Annotated in this window: 15 protein-coding genes; all 15 read right to left on the reverse strand. The window is 45.3% G+C overall.

Going from position 1 to position 17,102, the window contains the following annotated elements; genetic code table 11:
- Positions 1–34: 34 nt before the first annotated feature.
- The 15 genes from QUB68_RS10785 to QUB68_RS10855 all read right to left on the reverse strand — a co-directional run bounded on the left by QUB68_RS10785 (position 35) and on the right by QUB68_RS10855 (position 16,938).
- Positions 35–2,041 (reverse strand): tetratricopeptide repeat protein, encoded by a 2,007-nt coding sequence (locus QUB68_RS10785; RefSeq protein WP_332992082.1) that lies wholly within the window; start codon positions 2,039–2,041, stop codon positions 35–37.
- A gap of 73 nt (positions 2,042–2,114) precedes the next feature.
- Complete coding sequence (locus tag QUB68_RS10790) at positions 2,115–3,110, reverse strand: GDP-mannose 4,6-dehydratase (RefSeq protein WP_332992084.1); 996 nt, start codon at positions 3,108–3,110, stop codon at positions 2,115–2,117.
- Positions 3,111–3,167: 57 nt separating this feature from the next.
- Complete coding sequence (locus tag QUB68_RS10795; RefSeq protein ID WP_332992086.1) at positions 3,168–3,830, reverse strand: class I SAM-dependent methyltransferase; 663 nt, start codon at positions 3,828–3,830, stop codon at positions 3,168–3,170.
- 6 nt (positions 3,831–3,836) lie between these two features.
- Positions 3,837–4,892: an aminoglycoside phosphotransferase family protein gene (locus tag QUB68_RS10800; protein WP_332992088.1), complete on the reverse strand. Its 1,056-nt coding sequence runs from the start codon at positions 4,890–4,892 to the stop codon at positions 3,837–3,839.
- Positions 4,886–5,491, reverse strand: a complete 606-nt coding sequence (locus QUB68_RS10805; RefSeq protein ID WP_332992090.1) for a hypothetical protein — start codon at positions 5,489–5,491, stop codon at positions 4,886–4,888. The genes QUB68_RS10800 and QUB68_RS10805 overlap by 7 nt, the downstream gene beginning before the upstream one ends.
- Before the next feature lie 3 nt (positions 5,492–5,494).
- Entirely contained in the window at positions 5,495–5,959 is a 465-nt protein-coding gene (locus tag QUB68_RS10810; protein ID WP_332992091.1) for an LIC12192 family sporadic carbohydrate cluster protein, read from the reverse strand.
- Positions 5,952–6,758 (reverse strand): sporadic carbohydrate cluster 2OG-Fe(II) oxygenase, encoded by an 807-nt coding sequence (locus QUB68_RS10815; RefSeq protein WP_332992093.1) that lies wholly within the window; start codon positions 6,756–6,758, stop codon positions 5,952–5,954. The genes QUB68_RS10810 and QUB68_RS10815 overlap by 8 nt, the downstream gene beginning before the upstream one ends.
- Before the next feature lie 59 nt (positions 6,759–6,817).
- The gene (locus QUB68_RS10820; RefSeq protein WP_332992095.1) at positions 6,818–7,765 is read right to left on the reverse strand and encodes a transketolase family protein; all 948 of its coding nucleotides are present in this window, start codon (positions 7,763–7,765) and stop codon (positions 6,818–6,820) included.
- Positions 7,762–8,577: a transketolase gene (locus QUB68_RS10825; RefSeq protein WP_332992097.1), complete on the reverse strand. Its 816-nt coding sequence runs from the start codon at positions 8,575–8,577 to the stop codon at positions 7,762–7,764. Before QUB68_RS10825 ends, QUB68_RS10820 begins: the two co-directional genes overlap by 4 nt.
- Before the next feature lie 2 nt (positions 8,578–8,579).
- Complete coding sequence (locus QUB68_RS10830; protein WP_332992099.1) at positions 8,580–9,578, reverse strand: NAD-dependent epimerase/dehydratase family protein; 999 nt, start codon at positions 9,576–9,578, stop codon at positions 8,580–8,582.
- Between the two features lie 37 nt (positions 9,579–9,615).
- Positions 9,616–10,251, reverse strand: coding sequence for a D-glycero-alpha-D-manno-heptose-1,7-bisphosphate 7-phosphatase (locus tag QUB68_RS10835; protein WP_332992101.1), 636 nt, complete (start codon positions 10,249–10,251; stop codon positions 9,616–9,618).
- A gap of 2 nt (positions 10,252–10,253) precedes the next feature.
- Complete coding sequence (locus tag QUB68_RS10840; protein WP_332992103.1) at positions 10,254–11,801, reverse strand: PfkB family carbohydrate kinase; 1,548 nt, start codon at positions 11,799–11,801, stop codon at positions 10,254–10,256.
- 135 nt (positions 11,802–11,936) lie between these two features.
- Positions 11,937–13,889, reverse strand: coding sequence for a hypothetical protein (locus tag QUB68_RS10845; protein ID WP_332992105.1), 1,953 nt, complete (start codon positions 13,887–13,889; stop codon positions 11,937–11,939).
- A 364-nt stretch (positions 13,890–14,253) separates the two neighbouring features.
- Positions 14,254–15,207 carry a GDP-mannose 4,6-dehydratase gene (locus tag QUB68_RS10850; RefSeq protein WP_332992108.1) on the reverse strand — a complete coding sequence of 318 codons (954 nt, stop codon included), beginning with the start codon at positions 15,205–15,207 and terminating at the stop codon, positions 14,254–14,256.
- A 711-nt stretch (positions 15,208–15,918) separates the two neighbouring features.
- Positions 15,919–16,938 carry a type I glyceraldehyde-3-phosphate dehydrogenase gene (locus tag QUB68_RS10855; RefSeq protein WP_332992109.1) on the reverse strand — a complete coding sequence of 340 codons (1,020 nt, stop codon included), beginning with the start codon at positions 16,936–16,938 and terminating at the stop codon, positions 15,919–15,921.
- Positions 16,939–17,102: the final 164 nt, after the last annotated feature.

The raw sequence follows: 17,102 nt of genomic DNA on the forward strand, positions 1-17,102 counted from the left end.
CTCCCTTAAAATTGGTTTGTCTATTTCAATTTAATTATTGAGGCCAACCAAAACGTTCCAAGATTTTTTTTGGTATTATGCTAGATGCTTTCTGCTTTTGTTCTGGCGTAAACACTTCTTGCCATTCATTAACACTACCTTTTCGGTAGTGTGTACCTTGCTTAAATTCTACTGGTTTAGGGTAAGTAAATTTAGACTCTTCTATTCCATAGAAATCGAGAATTGATTTAAAGAATACGTTGGGATTAGTGGCTAAATCCTCGAATTTTGTAAATAATATCTTCGGCTTAAACAATGAATTCTCTTGTGCATCTAGCCAACCTTCTATCCATTTAATAGTGTATGGTAAAAAACCATGTTCTATTTGATAGTCAATTTCTTCTTTCTGATTTTCACGTAAATAATGTTCACTATACTTGAAATTTCTACTCAATTCTACTTGGTGAGCGACGATCTTAGAATACCGATTAAAATGTGATATCCAAGAAATAAGACCTTGGCGAGGATCTCTTACGTTAACCAGTAATCTATCTACCATCACATTTATTGCCAAGAGGTTCCATTCACTAGCATTTAGGTGATCGACTAATATACCATATACATCACTATAATAAATTTCTGGGAAACCTAATTCTAAGTGTATATCCATTGCTCCACTAGCTCCTGTACGGATAAACTTAAGTTCTCTCATTGATGAAATTTTCAACCCCTTTCTTAAGCTATCTTCAATGTAAACTGTTCCTGATTTTGGTATTGAACTTATTAAGATAGGCATAAGTTTATCAGTAGTCTTAATCTTAGAACATTTTATTTGAGATGCTTTATGGTAGTAACTCATTGCTTCGTCACGCTTACCTTTAGTAAGAGATAGGTTGCCTATCATAAATAAATATTGAGGTGAATTAGGATTGATTTCTATGAGGCGTTGACTGTGAATCATTGCCTTCTCCAAGTTGTTGTTATTTCGATGTAACACAACTAATTGATACAATGCTTCCTGGTTTTCAGGTTGTATCTCAATTACTCTCTCATAGCTTTGAATAGCTTGACTGTACTTTTTTTTGCCAGCAAAAATATTTCCCAGGTGAGCCGATATTTTTACCCAGATTGGATTGATTGAGATTGCTTCTTCATATCTATGAACTGCTTGTTCAAGTCGATCGTTTTGCGCTAGACTTCTTCCCATTTGAAAGTTAGATTCAGCCTTAGCGTTGAGATTTAATATAATTTTTTGGTAAATATCGATGGCTCTTTCTATTTCTCCTTGTTGCTCTAGCTTCTGTCCTAATTGCCACCACAAATCCCAGTTATCTGCTGGTAAGTCAGTTAGTTTATCACAAACTGGATTTAACTCAATCACCCGCTGATAAGCGGCGATCGCCTCTTCTGTTTGCCCAATTTTTACTAAAACGTTTCCTAACTGCCACCAAATTTCCCAATGATCTGGCTGAAGTTGCACTAGACTTTGATAAGCTTCCACAGACTCAGGATTTAACTCGATCGCCCGCTGATAAGCGGCGATCGCCTCTTCTGTTTGCCCAATTTTTACTAAAACGTTTCCTAGCTGCCACCTAATTTCCCAACGATCTGGCTGAAGTTGCACTAGACTTTGATAAGCTTCCACAGACTCAGGATTTAATTCGATCGCCCGCTGATACATTCCGATCGCCCGATCGATATCCCGCTGAGTGCGCTGCCTCAAGGCCTCTCCCAAACCAGATTGAATTTCCAACTCATCAGGAGCAAGCTCGATCGCCCTTTCACAACACGCGATCGCCTCATCCAACCGACCCAATTTAACGAAAGCTTCCCCTTGATTGCAATAAGACCAAGCCGCATTAGGGTTAAGCTCAACCGCGTGACTGTAAGCATTCACCGCCTCATCCCAGCGCCCCAATTTAGCCAAAACTTCCCCTAAATTGTGGTAAGACCAATAAAACTTGGGATTCTCCTCAATAGCAGAACGATAAGAGGCGATCGCCTCCTCAAATTTACCTTCCTGCTTGAGTTTGTTAGCAGCATCAAAATAGCTTACAGTCATTGCCTTGCTCATATTTCCCCTAAATCTTCGGCTGAAATTTCGACCCTTAATAATAGATAACTTTTTACCTTAGCTACGCTTTATGGACATAATCCAAAGGCTGCTTCAAAATCTCATCCCAAAAACTTTCTACCCAGTTTATTACACCAGTGACACCCTCTGTCAAGCCGATCGGCGAACTCCATCCCAACTCATTGCGAGCCTTAGTGGAATCTATCACATAAGCGGCATCTTGTCCCAACCTTTCCGCCACCGTCTCCGTCGCTTCAGCAAAGGACAAATTAGCAGCCTCGCAAATAGTCTCAACTACCTCCCTGACAGCATAGCCGCGATCGGGAGAAAGATGATAAATCTCTCCAACCCGTCCTTTTTCCATCACCGCCAGTTCCCCCTGCGAGACATCGCGGATGTGAATGTAGGACTTCACCGCGTGTCCCCCGCCGTGCAACTGAATGATTTTGCCCAACTTTAAGTAAATCACCGATCGCGGAATAATTTTAAATAGCTGCTGGTAAGCTCCATAAACATTTGTAGCACGAACAGTCACCAAAGGAAACTTAAAATTTTTATAATAAGTAGACAACAGCATATCCGCCGCCGCCTTAGACGCTGCGTAAGGCGTAGAAGGATTCATCGGAGATAGTTCAGTCACATTTCCTTCGCAAGTGCCGTACACTTCAGGAGACGAAATGTGAACGTAACGCTGCAAGTATTTCTGGTCTTTTAAGTGGTTAATCAATTGAGCCAATGCCACAGTATTCGTTTGAAACCAATGATCCGGATGCACCCAACTGGGAGCCACCTCACTTTGAGCCGCAAAATTAACAATATATTCCGGTGCAAACTCGTCAATCACCTGTAAGATCCGAGGCATATCCCCGTTAAAGTCCAATTGATGAAACTTAAAATTCGGGTTAGTATGGCGCAGATACGGTAAAAATAGCGGCCCTTTTTCGGCAGAACGACTGATGCCCAAAACTTCATTTTGACCGTCTTCTAAAAGCAAATCAACGAAATCGCTTCCTGAAAAAGAATTGCTACCAAGCACTGCTATTTTGCGCCGACTCATTATTTCCCCTGATTATTCGCTGTGTTTTTGACTTGCTAACCGAGTGCTTTTTTGCTTTTACTCAAAGTAAATAAAAGAGTGATCGCCCGTATAGCCGCAGCGGTCAAACCACCACTGCCACTCATCAGGCGTATAGAAACTTTCACAAGTAAGCTGCCAGTAAAGCAGATTCGCTTTTTCTGCTTCGTTCCTATAGGACTCTACCACAATATATTTGTTCCCGTTGCCAACTCTTTCTATTTCCCGCAGAGCTCGGTCAAGCTCAAAACAATACAAATTGTGTAAAGTATTGAGAGAAATCACTAAATCAAAGCTGTTGTCTGCAAACGGAAGTTCGGTAGCGCTGCACGCTTGCAAAAACGGGCGTACTTCTTCCTTAGCGTGAGCAATCGCGTATTCGGAAATATCAATCCCAGTTACTTCGACTCCCGGTACAGCTTGTGTGAAGTCGTAGAGCAAAAAAGCCTTGCCGCACCCGACATCCAAAATGCGATCGCCCGGTTTCAAATTGTAGTGCTCAACGATAGGATCGGCCACCGTCCGCCAGCGACCATCGTATGTATAACCACCGTAGCCAACTTTGCGATCGCCATCCCAATAATCAAAATCAAACTTTTTCGCCAGTTGCGCCGCCTCAGCTTTCGGAAACTCGTTCACCCGCCCCAAATAATCACGTTTTGTCCGTTTGTGAACTGCTGAGAGAAAATCAATATAAGCCATTTTATCTTACGTCGCCCATGTTTTTGTCAATTCTTGAAGAGCGCCGCGCGCCTTCTGCAATTGTGCAGCTTTCAGATATTCTCCCCCGTCAGCACTGCGAGCAAAATTGCGCCGCTTGCTACCGACTGGCAGAAAATTGTTTAAAATAATGCAACACCATTTTACTCGATAAACGGGCAACAAAATTGCCATGCGCTGCCGGTGTATGTCTGAGTCGGACAGGTTTGCCACCACTGCCTCAACAAACTTGTGATAGTAATTCCCGGAGACGGGAACAGCAGGTTGACAAAAAAAGTCGCAAACCATTTTAGCAGGGTCGTCCCATCCTGCATACTCAAAATCAATAAATCTTAACTCGCCAGATTCGCTCAAAATCGCGTTGTGGAAGCCAAAATCTGAGGGAGACAAACATTTATCCTGTGGGGGAATTTCTGCGTCTAAGGTTAAACCCGATCGGCTGGCTCGATCGACAACTAATTCGATCGCCCGAATCCAGACTTCACCAAGCTGATTGTGGATAAAATCAGCAGCTTCGCGATCGCACTCAGTCGCAGCGCCCACAGCTTTGAGTCTTTCCAGACGGCGCTCCACGCACTGCAAATGTTCCGCAATACTAAAACAAGCTTCCGAAGCCTTGGGGAGAACTTGAGCCTCCGGCAATAGCTTACAGCGGTTTAAGTCTCGGTAAAAGGCGATCGCTCGATCGACTGCTGCTTCTGTCACCTCATCCGGTTGTAGCTGCCGTCCCCCCACAAACTCGTACAGCGCCAGATTGTTTTCGGAGTCGCTGGCGATCGCTTCCGGCAACCCTCGCACCCCATTTTCCCAAGCAAAGCGGGAAAAAGCAAACTCCGTTCCCAACCTGTCTCTGGGATCGTCAGGATGCTGAAAATAAGCCTTTAGCAAAAAACTCTCCCCCTTTGCAGCAATGCGGAAAACTCGATTATTGCCACCGCCAGCCAGAGGTTCCAGACTGACATCGCCACAGTACCCAGCCGCCGCCATCAAATCAACGGCTGCTGCATAAAGCGTTTTTGAAGTCGGGGAAAAGTCTGTCAGCATGGAATTAACTGCTCGATTTCGGCCCAGGAAGAGGCGCGGCGAAAAGGATGTCCCGACAGGTGGTGATTCTGGGGATCGAACAAGATGCGATCGACACCCGCAGGAAAATTCGCTTCTCCTAGAAATTCCGGCAAGTCATCAATAAACTCGCTGCACCCGTTTTTACCAATTCGTTCGAGTTTTTCCTGCTTGGTCAATTCAAAATATACTTGGTCAGGTGACAGGTTAATGCGATCGGGGTCAAAAAAACCTTGATTTTCCAACCACCCCCGCGCCGCTGCGTGCAAATCGTATTTGGGGCCGATATAAGGGTGGCGCGTCTTGTGGCTGACAATGCAGATTTTGACTCCATCCTGAACGCAACGGGTAAAAAATTCCAGTACCCCCGGAAATGGTTCAGCTTCCTTCATGCGATCGCCATAAACATAACCCTGCATTTGCGTCCAAGCATCTTCCTTCCCACACTGGCGCAAATAATCCCGCACTTGGCCTTTACTTACAGGCACTTCTAAAGGAATTAAGCCCTGTTCAACAGCCACGCGGTGAAACAGGCCGTCGTAACAGACGATCGTGTTGTCGAAATCAACTCCAATTAACATCGTTCACTCCCCAGTAGCTTGTAGAAAAAAATTGTTGAGTTTTGGGTTTTCTGACTTATGATAATAACCTCCCATTGGTGTATTGGGTAAAGTTAAGACAGCCTGGATCATTTCCTCAAAACTTTCTATCTCACTTCTATCTTTCAGTACCATTTCTTCTAAAGCTGCGTGCAACTCGCATCGAGCCTCTAAAATCCGGTCGTAGATTGCCCATCGCTCTTCTGCTCTCTGGGGCAAAACAAACAAGCTAAATAGGATTATGCCCTGTAGTTGTGGCAATTGAGCCAACACATCGGACAACATCATATAACATCCAGGCATTGCGTATTCAGTTGCACTAAGTTTATAAAGTAAATTATGCCTGGTAGCGCAGTCACGAACTACCAAATTTTGCACGCGGTGCGGGTAACTTACTCCCCGCACTGGACGGCTGACAATGTAACCCCGATAACCTGATTTTTCACTCATTAAACCCCCCTGGCATTGTAAACTTCATACCAATTTTTGAGGCGGCACGCACGGCAATCGGAGCGAAATATTCCCCCAGACGTTTATCAGAGTAAGGTGTAAATAAACCTTTAAATCGAATATTCATCGACCATCTGGTTGTAGATTCTTGGTTGAGCCGATTGCCGTGCATAATCGTCGGAGTAAATAGAACGACATTACCGTAGGGAACTTCCAACCATTCAATTTCTGGCTCGACAGCTCGATAAAGACTTTCTGTCCCGGCTCCGGCAAATTCCTTGACTCTTTCCCGCCATTTAGCATCAGCAGCAGGCGGTAAAATAAACATACTTTTTGTTCGATGGCAATCTACTAAGGGAATCCACAACACTACTTCAAAAGGAGAACATTCCGAACCCCAACTATCAGAATGTAGGGGCAACAAAGAACTGTCGTCACCGGGAAATTGAATGCTTAAACCGATATTGCGCTGCATCACCAGTTCGTTGCCGACAATGGTTTCTACTAGGGAACGAGCGCAGGAAAAATAGGCTTCCCGAAACCAAGCTTCCGCCATTAAACCTGATATGATATGCAGGCGAAAAGAGTTGAGTTTTTCGACAGGTACTAAAGAGAAAATTTTATCTAAAAATTCTCCGGCATCTTCAGGATATGGAACTTCTAAAAAATTTGTCGCTAAATCTACTGTTTTGTGCCTAATTTTATCCAAAGCAGATAGATTTTCACACTGCTGGACTATATAGCCATTTTGAACAAAAGCAGCACTTAAGTCTGTCTCTATTTTTTTCAAGAAGTCCATATTTTTTATCCTTTAAATGAGCGGTTTCCCCGCTGCAACTAAAACGGCTGCTGTTATTTTCATGCTTTCACAGGTTGAGGCGCGACGGCTTGATACATCTGAAATGTTTTATCGGCGATCGCCCTGGGAGTAAGACCAAAATATTCGCGGGCATATTCTTGTTCTCCAGCTTCGTGTAAGAACTTATCTGCCACACCAATTCGCAGGAGGCGTGCTTTTTGAGGGGCGCGATCGCTCAACCACTCGGCTACAGCGCCCCCCAGTCCACCCATAATGCTGTGTTCTTCAACCGTCGCCACTACCCAAAACTGTGAAAACGCCTGGGCCAACAGTTCCTCATCCAACGGTTTAACAGTGTGAAAACTAACAACTTGAACAGAAACTCCCTGTTTGCTAAGTTCCTCTGCTGCTTCCAATACATTCGGTAGCATATTGCCGGTACTCAGCAAGCAAACGTCACTTCCGGGGCGCATCACAATTCCCTTGCCGATCGCAAAATCCGGCATCCCCTCATGGACAAGAGGTTCACCTTTCTTACCCATGCGAATATAGGCAGGCTTATCCTGTTGTAAACAAGCTCGCATGGCCGCCCGCACTTCCCAAGCATCGCCCGGACAAATCACCGTCATATTGGGCAGCATCCGCAGCAGCGCAATATCTTCACAGGAATGGTGAGTAGCCCCGTTTCCGGCATAGGACAAACCCGCCCCGACTCCTACAATAATCACAGGGACATTGTGATAACAAACATCTACCCGAATTTGCTCAAAGCAGCGAGTTGTAGTGAAAGGTGTAATCGTATAAGTAATAGGGCGGAGACCAGACATTGCCATGCCAGCGGCCACACTCATCATGTTCGCTTCCGCAACGCCGCAGTTATAAAAGCGATCGGGAAAACTAGCTTTATATTTATCAAACAGGCGGTTGCCAATATCGCCAGATAGCAAAACAACCCGCTCATCTTCCGCCGCGATTTCGTTTAGTTCTGCTGCAAATTCATTTCTCATAGGAGTTTAAGTTCCACTTTAGCTTTTTCAACTTCTTCAGCATTCGGAACGCGGTAGTGCCAATTGTTGTCATCTTCCATAAAAGAAACCCCTTTTCCTTTCACAGTATGAGCAACAATAGCAACCGGTTTACCGCTGCCATCGGGTACGTTACGCAAGGTATCGACCAAAGCTTTCATATCGTGACCGTCAATTTCGTAGGTACTCCATCCGAAAGCTTCCCACTTTTCTTTCAGAGGATGAAGAGCCATGATTTCGTTACTGCGGCCGGTAGCTTGCCACTTATTGTAATCAATGATGGCAACCAGATTATCTAGTTTTTGAGCGGGAGCAAACATGGCAGCTTCCCAGACTGAGCCTTCATTGCATTCGCCGTCACTCATCGTCACAAACACACGGTAAGAACGTTTTTGAATGCGTCCCGCCAGTGCCATTCCGATTCCTACAGACAACCCGTGTCCGAGGGAACCAGTTGCTACTTCTACCCCAGGCACACATTTCACGCTGGGGTGTTCTGGCAAGTTGCTACCCGGTTCAGCATAGGTATCAAGTAATGCTTTCGGGAAAAATCCTGCTTCTGCGAGGGTGGCATAAAGCGTGGTCGCTGCGTGTCCTTTACTGAGGATGAAGCGATCGCGATCGGGATTTTCTGAATCTTGGGGATCGATGTTTAAAGTTCCCCAGTAAGCTGCTACTAAAATATCAGCACAAGACAGGGAAGAACCTAAATGAGCAGTGCGAGCCTGGTGGGAAAGCTCCACAATTTTGCCCCTAATTTTTCGAGCAATTCCTTCAATTTCAGGAATATTCATATTTATTTTAAACTCAGTCCTTGCATAGTCTTAATATTGTAATAAAGGCTATCCGTCATCGGATTGGGAATCAAATTAGCATTAAACGCCTTCACCAAATCCTGCACAGCATCTTCAATTGTATGCTGCGGCACAAACCCCAATTCTCTCTTAATCTTCTCCGATGAAATGTGATAAGAGCGGTTGTCATTGGTCGGCGTGCTGACAATCTCTACCTGTTTCCCTACGACATTTTGCACCATTTGAGCAATTTGCATCACCGTATGATTTTCATAACCAGCGTTAAAAATCTTACCGTCGATCGCCTCATCTGGCAACTGGAGCGACTTGATATAAAGGTCGGTCATATCCTCAATGTGAATATTTGGCCGCTTCTGATCGCCACCAAACACCGTAATCTTACCATTATTAACCGCATGGTTAGTGAGGATATTAACTGTCAAATCCAGCCGCAATCGAGGCGAATAACCGCACACCGTCGCCGGTCGCAAAATCAAGGTAACAAACCCCGGTTCGCGGTTTGCCAGCAACACATCCTCGCACATTGCTTTGTATTTAGAATAATCTGTTAAAGGTTGCAGCGGCAATTCTTCGCTAACATTTTCGGTTTCTTTGATGCCGTAAACGCTGGAAGAAGAAGCATAGATAAACCGCTTGACTCCATTGTTTTTAGCAACATCTACCAAGTCAACAAAAGCATCGTAGTTGATCGACTTGCCGAGGTCTGGGTCTAATTCAAAACTGGGGTCATTAGAAATACAAGCTAAATGGATGACAGCATCGCATCCCGGCATGATTTTTTCTAAAAGGGCGCGATCGCGAATATCTCCTTTAATCTGTTCTAAACCAGGATTTTCTTTAACAGCAGCTAGAACATCATCACCGTAGATGTAAAGGTCAATCACCTTTACCCGATATCCAGCTTGCAGGAGCTTAGGAACCAAGACAGCTCCCACATAACCCGCTCCACCCGTCACCAGAACTTGTTGGCTTTGAGTCACTTTTACCTCCGCAATTTTTTTACATCTTCTGGCACAGTCATGATTCTCTCACAGAAGTTGCAGGCAACATCTCTGACCTATCAAAATTTCTGCTATCTTGTATGAAATAGAGCAGCTCAGGCATTGACGAAATGACAGTCACTTGCTCAAAGTACGCACTTTGAGACAACTCTTGCCGCGCTTCTACTCCACTGCCGGTTTCCACCAGAAATGCTTTCATTCCTAATTTCAAACCTGGTTCTAAATCTCGCAGTCTATCTCCAACAACCCAACATTGAGCAGGTGTCAGTTTATGATCTCGCAATGCTTGGAGAAACATCCCTGGCTTGGGCTTGCGACATTCACAATCGTAACTATACTGGATAACTTCACCTTGAGGGTGGTGGGGACAAAAATAAAAATCTGCGATCGCGCCGTTGGCCACCTCAGCATCCCGCCGCATTCGATCGTTAACTGCCTCCACAGATTCTTCTGAGAAATATCCTCGGGCTACACCCGATTGATTTGTCAGCACTAGCACTTTAATTTGCAGTTCCTTCAAGACTTTTAGCGCCGCCAACACCCCTGGAATCCATTGTATTTGGTCGGGAGAGCTGAGAAAGTGACAATCTTGGATGAGAGTACCATCGCGATCGCACAAAATAGCTTCAGGCTTCAGTAAATTACCCATCATCGTTAAAACTTCAACAGAGTTGTTGCAAATTTCAACAAGCGGGCTTTTTCCACTGGTTCAGCATTCCCCAAAACATTAGCTGCCATCGAGCCTGCCAAATTGCCCAGCAGTGACCCTACAGCTAAAGGTAATTCCAACTTAGCACTCAAACTTGCCAGAGCAAAATACGCATCTCCCGCCCCAATTGTATCCTTAACTGCCAGCGTCATCGCTGGACTCAAATCTTCTTCTCCCTTAGCATTTATTCCCAGCGAACCAGACGAACCCAAAGTCAGCCAACCTTGCTTAGCCCCTAGATGTTCGTGCAAGCGCTTCAACAGATGGGAATGATCTCCGTGACGGCTGGAAAAAGCAAGGCGGAGTTCTTGTAAGTCCAAACAAAACGTATCCGTTCGCTGGTACTTAGTGATTAAGTTGTAACCGTGATTGGCGCTGTTCGTTTGACAATTCAAAGCTAAAAATTGAGCTTTAGTTTGCACCAATTCCATCAGCGCTGTGTCTAACAATCCGTGACCGTAATCGGCTACTACTACAATGTCGTAATCCCCAATTGTTTTCCGCAAGCGATCTAACAGTTTTTGGCGTTGGACTGGAGAAGGTTGCTCTTCTTCTAAGTAGTTAATAGAAAAGAGTTTGGTATAATCTTCTCTCATCCCTTGCCGCTCAATATAGCGGCGTTTGACTACTGTTGGCGAACCGTCTTCATATTGCAAATCCAGCCTGATGCCGCCATTAATGTTATTCAAAATCAAGCTGTGAATGTCTGGCTCGTTCCCCACGACGCCTGCGACTGTCACAGAGTCTACAAAGCTCGCAATGTGGCGGGCAATCGCTAAAGAACCGCCTAAATGCTGTTCTTTTTTAATAAAGCGAGTTGAAATGACTCTCCCTTTCGATGTCAATCCCTGCACCGTACAGTGAAAGAATTCGTCAATAATTACATCGCCCAAAACTAAAACTTTTAGCTTCTGCATCGCATCAACACCCTTTCTGATTTCCTCAAAAGGGTATTGCTGGCTTAACTGACTGGCATAGCTTTTGATCTGCGGCGGCAAAACATCCATGTAGTTGTTGAGCAGCTTCGTTGAGCTAAAAACAATCTCGCCCGTGTAGGCAAGTTCACCGCCGTAGGCTTTGACTCGTTCAGCTTCCCGATCAATATTTTGGGTGACATCTTTGCTGGGGTCGGAATACTCGTGACCTTTGCAGTAAAAAGCTGGCTGCACGCGATCGAGTACCTCCAGTGCTGTAGCTACAGGAGACAGTAGCACGTAGTCTACGCAAGCGAGAGAAGCAAGGGAATAAAGGCGCAAATCATCCGAAAAAATTGGTCTTCCGGGGCCCCGATTGACGTATTGTGCTGCGGTAATCGAAACTACCAGCAAATCTCCGAGTGCTTTAGCTTCCTGCAAGTGGGTAATGTGACCGGGGTGAAGCAAGTCGAATACGCCGTGACATAGAACTATCTTGCGGTTCTGTTCTCGCAAATTAGCAAATACCTCTTGACAGGTTTCAAAATCAAGATATTTTTCCGTATTTTTTGTTAGCATCTTTGGAATAAGTTGTACATTTTCCTGTTTTGATCCTCTGCTTGCCTAACCGCACTATACGGCTCTTGGAGAGTGGCTTTCCGGCGGTTATTTCAAGTATAAGACACCCCGCCCCTACTGTTCTCACCACCTGAACTACATTTTTCCGACTAGACTTTTCACGGTAAGAACACGCCTCATCAAATCTTTCCATTCCGGTGAATTGCTCAGGGAATTTGTATCAAAGTATGCGCCATTTTCTAATGAAAACCGACCAAAAGTTTCTAACCAGTTCACAACTGTTTCTGTTGAAGAAAAAGGCGTACAAGTCAAAGATTTTTGTAAAGTTTGAGACATTCTAGGCAGATCGCCATTGTTATAAGCATACCAGGCTTCCCATACTAGGACACCGTACTGTACAGGCTTGTTTTCATCCGTTTTATTTTTGATGGCGGTGTGCTGAAAACGCGATTTTTCCAATTCCTCCGCAGTTTTATGCAGTTGCGACTGTGACTGTTCTAATTCTTGTCGAGTCGAGTGTAATTGGGACTGCGACTGTTCTAATTCTTGGCGAGTCGAGTGTAATTGCGACTGCGACTGTTCTAATTCTTGTCGAGTCGAGTGTAATTGGGACTGCGACTGTTCTAATTCTTGGCGAGTTTGATGATGTTGGGCTTGGCTAAGTTCCCATTCTCCGTGAATTTGATGCAGTTGCGACTGTGACTGTTCCAATTCCTGCTGAGTTTGATACAGTTGCGACTGTGACTGTTCCAATTCTTGCCGAGTTTGATGATGTTCTGCTTGGCTCAGTTCCAATTCTCCATGAATTTGAGCCACTTGAATTTGGTTTGATTCCAACTCTTCCTGAATTTGATGCAGTTGAATTTGTGTTGATTCCCAATCTTCCTGAGCTTGATACATTTGCGACTCAAATCGATCGCACTCTTCCTGACTCTGATAGAGTTGAGCTTGCGTTAATTCCAACTCTCCCTGAGCTTTGTGCAGTTGTGACTGGGATATTTCCAACTCGCTTTGAGCCTGATGCAGTTGGGGATGGAGTTTTTCCAACTCTTCCTGAGCTTGAAATACTTGCGCCTGCAATCGATCGCACTCTTCCTGAGTTTGATAAACTTGAGCTTGGGCCAGTTCCAATTCTCCTTGAACAGGATAAATTTGACCTTGAACTACTTCCAATTCTTTCTGAGTTTGATGCAGTTGGGTCAGGGATTGCTCTAACTCTGCCTGAGTTTGATATAGTTGCGACTGTGACTGGGCCAACTCTCTTTGACTCTGATGCAGTTGGGCTTTGCACTGTTCAAACTCTCTCCGCTGTTCGTAGGTCATATTGTAATATAAATCAGTTGGTTCTACGTTTAAGTTGAGATTAAAGTCGCTTGAAACCTTGGATAATTCTATTATTGCAATTGAATTTGCCTGTGACAAAGGCCATCCGTATTCGCTATCGCTAAGTTCTCGCACATCTACTTCTTTCCAAAGCATATAATGCTTCTCGTCCGCTGTTTCTCTATCTATTAGCTTTAAATAGTTTGCCGATATAGCATCTTTCGGAATCCCATGTTTTTTCCATAAAACCTCTAAATACTCTTTGCTAAACTGAATGTACCATTCTGCATCTGTAAGTTTTCCAAAAGGAACGGTAATCAAGGCTTTTCCATTAAGAGCGAGTAGATCGTATATTTTGGCGATCGCCTTCAGCGGAGCTTCCCGATCGCGGGACTCTGTTTGTTCGCCATAGCCTCCAGAAGGATCGTCGCCTTGCCCTACGTGTTCTACACTAGAAATTGATACTATTGCATCATATTTTTCGCTCGCTGGCAGGTTCATCAAGTCTTCGTTCTCTACACCGAGATCGACTTCAAATTTATCTATAATTCGTCTCGTTCTCAGACCCAGATTTTCGCTCAATGAGTTTTCATAGTGGGAGAGTACGTTGCCCACTTCGAGGATTTTTTGAGGATTTTCCAGATTGGCAATAAAATCAAAGGCAATGGAAATTTCTACGGCTCTTTCTGTCGGATTATTAAATTTTATCCGATTGTAATATAGCTCTTTACCTTTAAAAGTAAAGGTTCTTGTCCACTTACTCATTTTTTCCTCAAAAAGCAAACTCTCAAGTTGTCCGGCGCAGCTAACGCCGAAAATAGGGACTTCTCGGCGGGAGTATGGAATGCGAGCGTTCAACCAGCCATTATAGTTCCCAATTGCACCACAACTTATAAAAATCAGCGCAGTTAACTATCGTAGATACAGTAACTGTACATACACATCTGCTCGGCTTTGGTTAGCTTTCTATTGGCTTTGGACTTCGACGTGGAGGGCGCCAAAATTCAGTCATTCCCACACCTTCCAAACAGCCTCCCCATTATCCCACAGTTCGTTCAAATACTTTATACTGCCGATAAGTATCGATCGCCAAACAGAAACCGCCCCGCCAGTCAGCCATCAACTGCCCTCAAATCATCTTTGCCTCCACCATCATCCGCACCACATCGGGCATCTTATACTTCGCCTCCCATCCCAACTTTTCCTTTGCCTTACCCGGATTCCCCATCCCAAGTGCAATCTCCGTCGGTCTGTAGAGACTTGCATCAGTTACCAAATGTTCCTGCCAATCCAAACCCGCAGAAACAAAAGCACTCTGCACAAACTCCTCCAAAGGATAACTTGCACCCGTAGCAATTACATAATCATCCGGTTCATCCTGCTGCAACATCAAATACATCGCCTCCACATACTCCGGAGCCCAGCCCCAATCCCGCTGCACCGAAATATTACCCAAATGCAGTTTTTCCGAACTACCCGCAGCAATCCGGCACACAACAGATACAATTTTTTGCGTCACAAACCTCTCTGGGCGCAGCGGCGACTCGTGATTGAACAAAATACCAGAACACGCAAACAAATTGTACGCTTCCCGATAATTTGCTACTTCCCAAAATGCTGTAGCCTTCGCCACCGCGTAAGGACTTCTGGGGCGAAACGGCGTATTTTCATCCGCTGCTGTGCCTCCGGTATCCCCAAAACATTCGCTGGAACTGGCATTGTAAAACTTAATTTTGCCACCTGTAAACCGAATTGCTTCTAACAGATTTAATGTACCTGTAGCAATACTTTCGAGAGTTTCTACGGGTTGTTCAAAGGATAGGCCGACGGAACTTTGACCAGCTAGATTGTACACTTCGTCCGGTGCAATTTTTGCCAATACTTGCAAGACGCTGCGAAAATCGTTGAGAGACATTGACTCTAGTTTTACTCTGTCCCGGATTCCCAAACGGGCCAGGTTTCCGAAACTCGACATTTGCGCGTCCCTGGAGGTGCCGGAAACTTCATAACCTCGATCGAGCAACAGTTTAGCTAAATAAGCTCCGTCCTGACCTGATATACCACTAATTAACGCTTTTTTCATATCACAATTTTGTTTTCAAAACTCTACCGTAGAAGACTGGGCGGTTGAAACCGCGTCGATACAGACAAAACCCACCTCCGTGGGTTGAAGACTGGGCGGTTGAAACCGCGTCTACACAGACAAAACCCACCTCCGTGGGTTGAAGACGCGGCACTTACTATTCGGTTATTCTTCCGTCCGCAGGCGAGTGGACTACCCTTCGGGAAGGCTAACACGTTTGTGTAGATGCGGTTTCAACCGCACGTCTGCATCTACCAAAACATTTCAGGACTAACGGCGGGGGACTAGAGAAACCGGGTTTTTTACCGATATGAAGGTTTTGAACCAAATATTGGGAAAAAAAACCCGGTTTCTGCTCACCCGTGCGCCGCGAAATCTCGCTGATAGCCGAGGCCAGATCCCCCTAAATCCCCCTTAAGAAGGGGGACTTAGAGAAGACTCCTGTCCCCCCATTTTTTAGAGAAGACTCCTGTCCCCCCTTTTTAAGGGGGGTTAGGGGGGATCTGGGCCTAAGAAGACCGGGCGGTTGAAACCGCGTCTATACAGACAAAACCCACCTCCGTGGGTTGAAGACCGGGCGGTTGAAACCGCGTCTATACAGACAAAACCCACCTCCGTGGGTTGAAGACGCGGCACTTACAATTGGGTTATTCTTGAGTCCGCGGAGGCGGACATCATTTGTGTAGACGCGGTTTCAACCGTACGTCCTATCTAGCCTTCCCACCTGGCGGCGACCAATTCAGCCAAGTCAACTACCCGCTGACTGTAGCCCCACTCATTGTCGTACCAAGCCAAAACCTTCACCATGTCGCCGTCCATCACCAGCGTCAAGCTAGAATCCAGGATCGAAGAAGCATCATTTCCGCGATAGTCGCAAGAAACCAGAGGCAAATCGTTGTATTCCAAAATGCCCTTCAGCGGGCCTTCGGCTGCTTCTTTGAAAACTTGATTTACTTGCTCGGTAAAAGTCTTTTTCTCTACCTGAGCCACAAAATCAACTACCGACACATTCGGAGTCGGCACCCGCATGGCGATACCATTTAACTTGCCCTTCAATTCTGGAATCACCAAAGCCACAGCTTGAGCAGCACCAGTAGAAGTTGGCACAATATTCATCGCCGCAGCCCGTGCCCGCCGCAAGTCGCGGTGGCTAGCATCCAGCAAGCGCTGGTCGCCAGTATAGCTGTGGGTAGTGGTCATCATGCCTTTGACGATGCCAAAATTTTCGTGCAGCACTTTCAGCACGGGAGCTAGACAGTTAGTGGTACAGCTAGCATTGCTGATGACTGTGTAGTCACTGTGCTTGTAGTTGTGGTGGTTGACTCCCATCACGTAGGTGCCGACTTCAGGCCCCTTACCGGGTGCAGTAATCAGCACTTTTTTCGCGCCTGCTGTGATATGCTTCGATGCACCAGCTTGGTCAACGAATACACCAGTCGCTTCAATAATCAGATCAATACCCCAATCTTTCCAAGGCAAGTTCAGCGGATTACGATCGCTCACACATTTAACTGTCTTGCCATTGAGAATAATCGAATTTTCATCCGTACTGATGTCCACACCCTTTAACGTTCCCATCATGGAATCGTATCTCAGCAAGTGGGCATTAGTTTTTGGATCGGAAGTGTCGTTAATAGCTACCAGCTCAAGCTGACTATTTTCTCGGCCCAGCAAGCAGCGGGTAAAACTGCGCCCAATACGTCCAAAACCATTGATCGCGACTCTAATCACCTTGTACCTCCTAACGATGGCAGCCCTTAGCTCAGGCTTAAATTTTGGAAAAATTTAAGAATTGACTTATGAGACAAGATCATATCGCAAAGGCTGATCCTTTCTAACTTTTCGTCTTTATCAAAAAAGCTCAAACTTTTGTCTAAGGCAGAAATCTCAACACA

The organism is Microcoleus sp. A006_D1, assembly GCF_036702805.1.
Taxonomy (GTDB): Bacteria; Cyanobacteriota; Cyanobacteriia; order Cyanobacteriales; family Microcoleaceae; genus Microcoleus.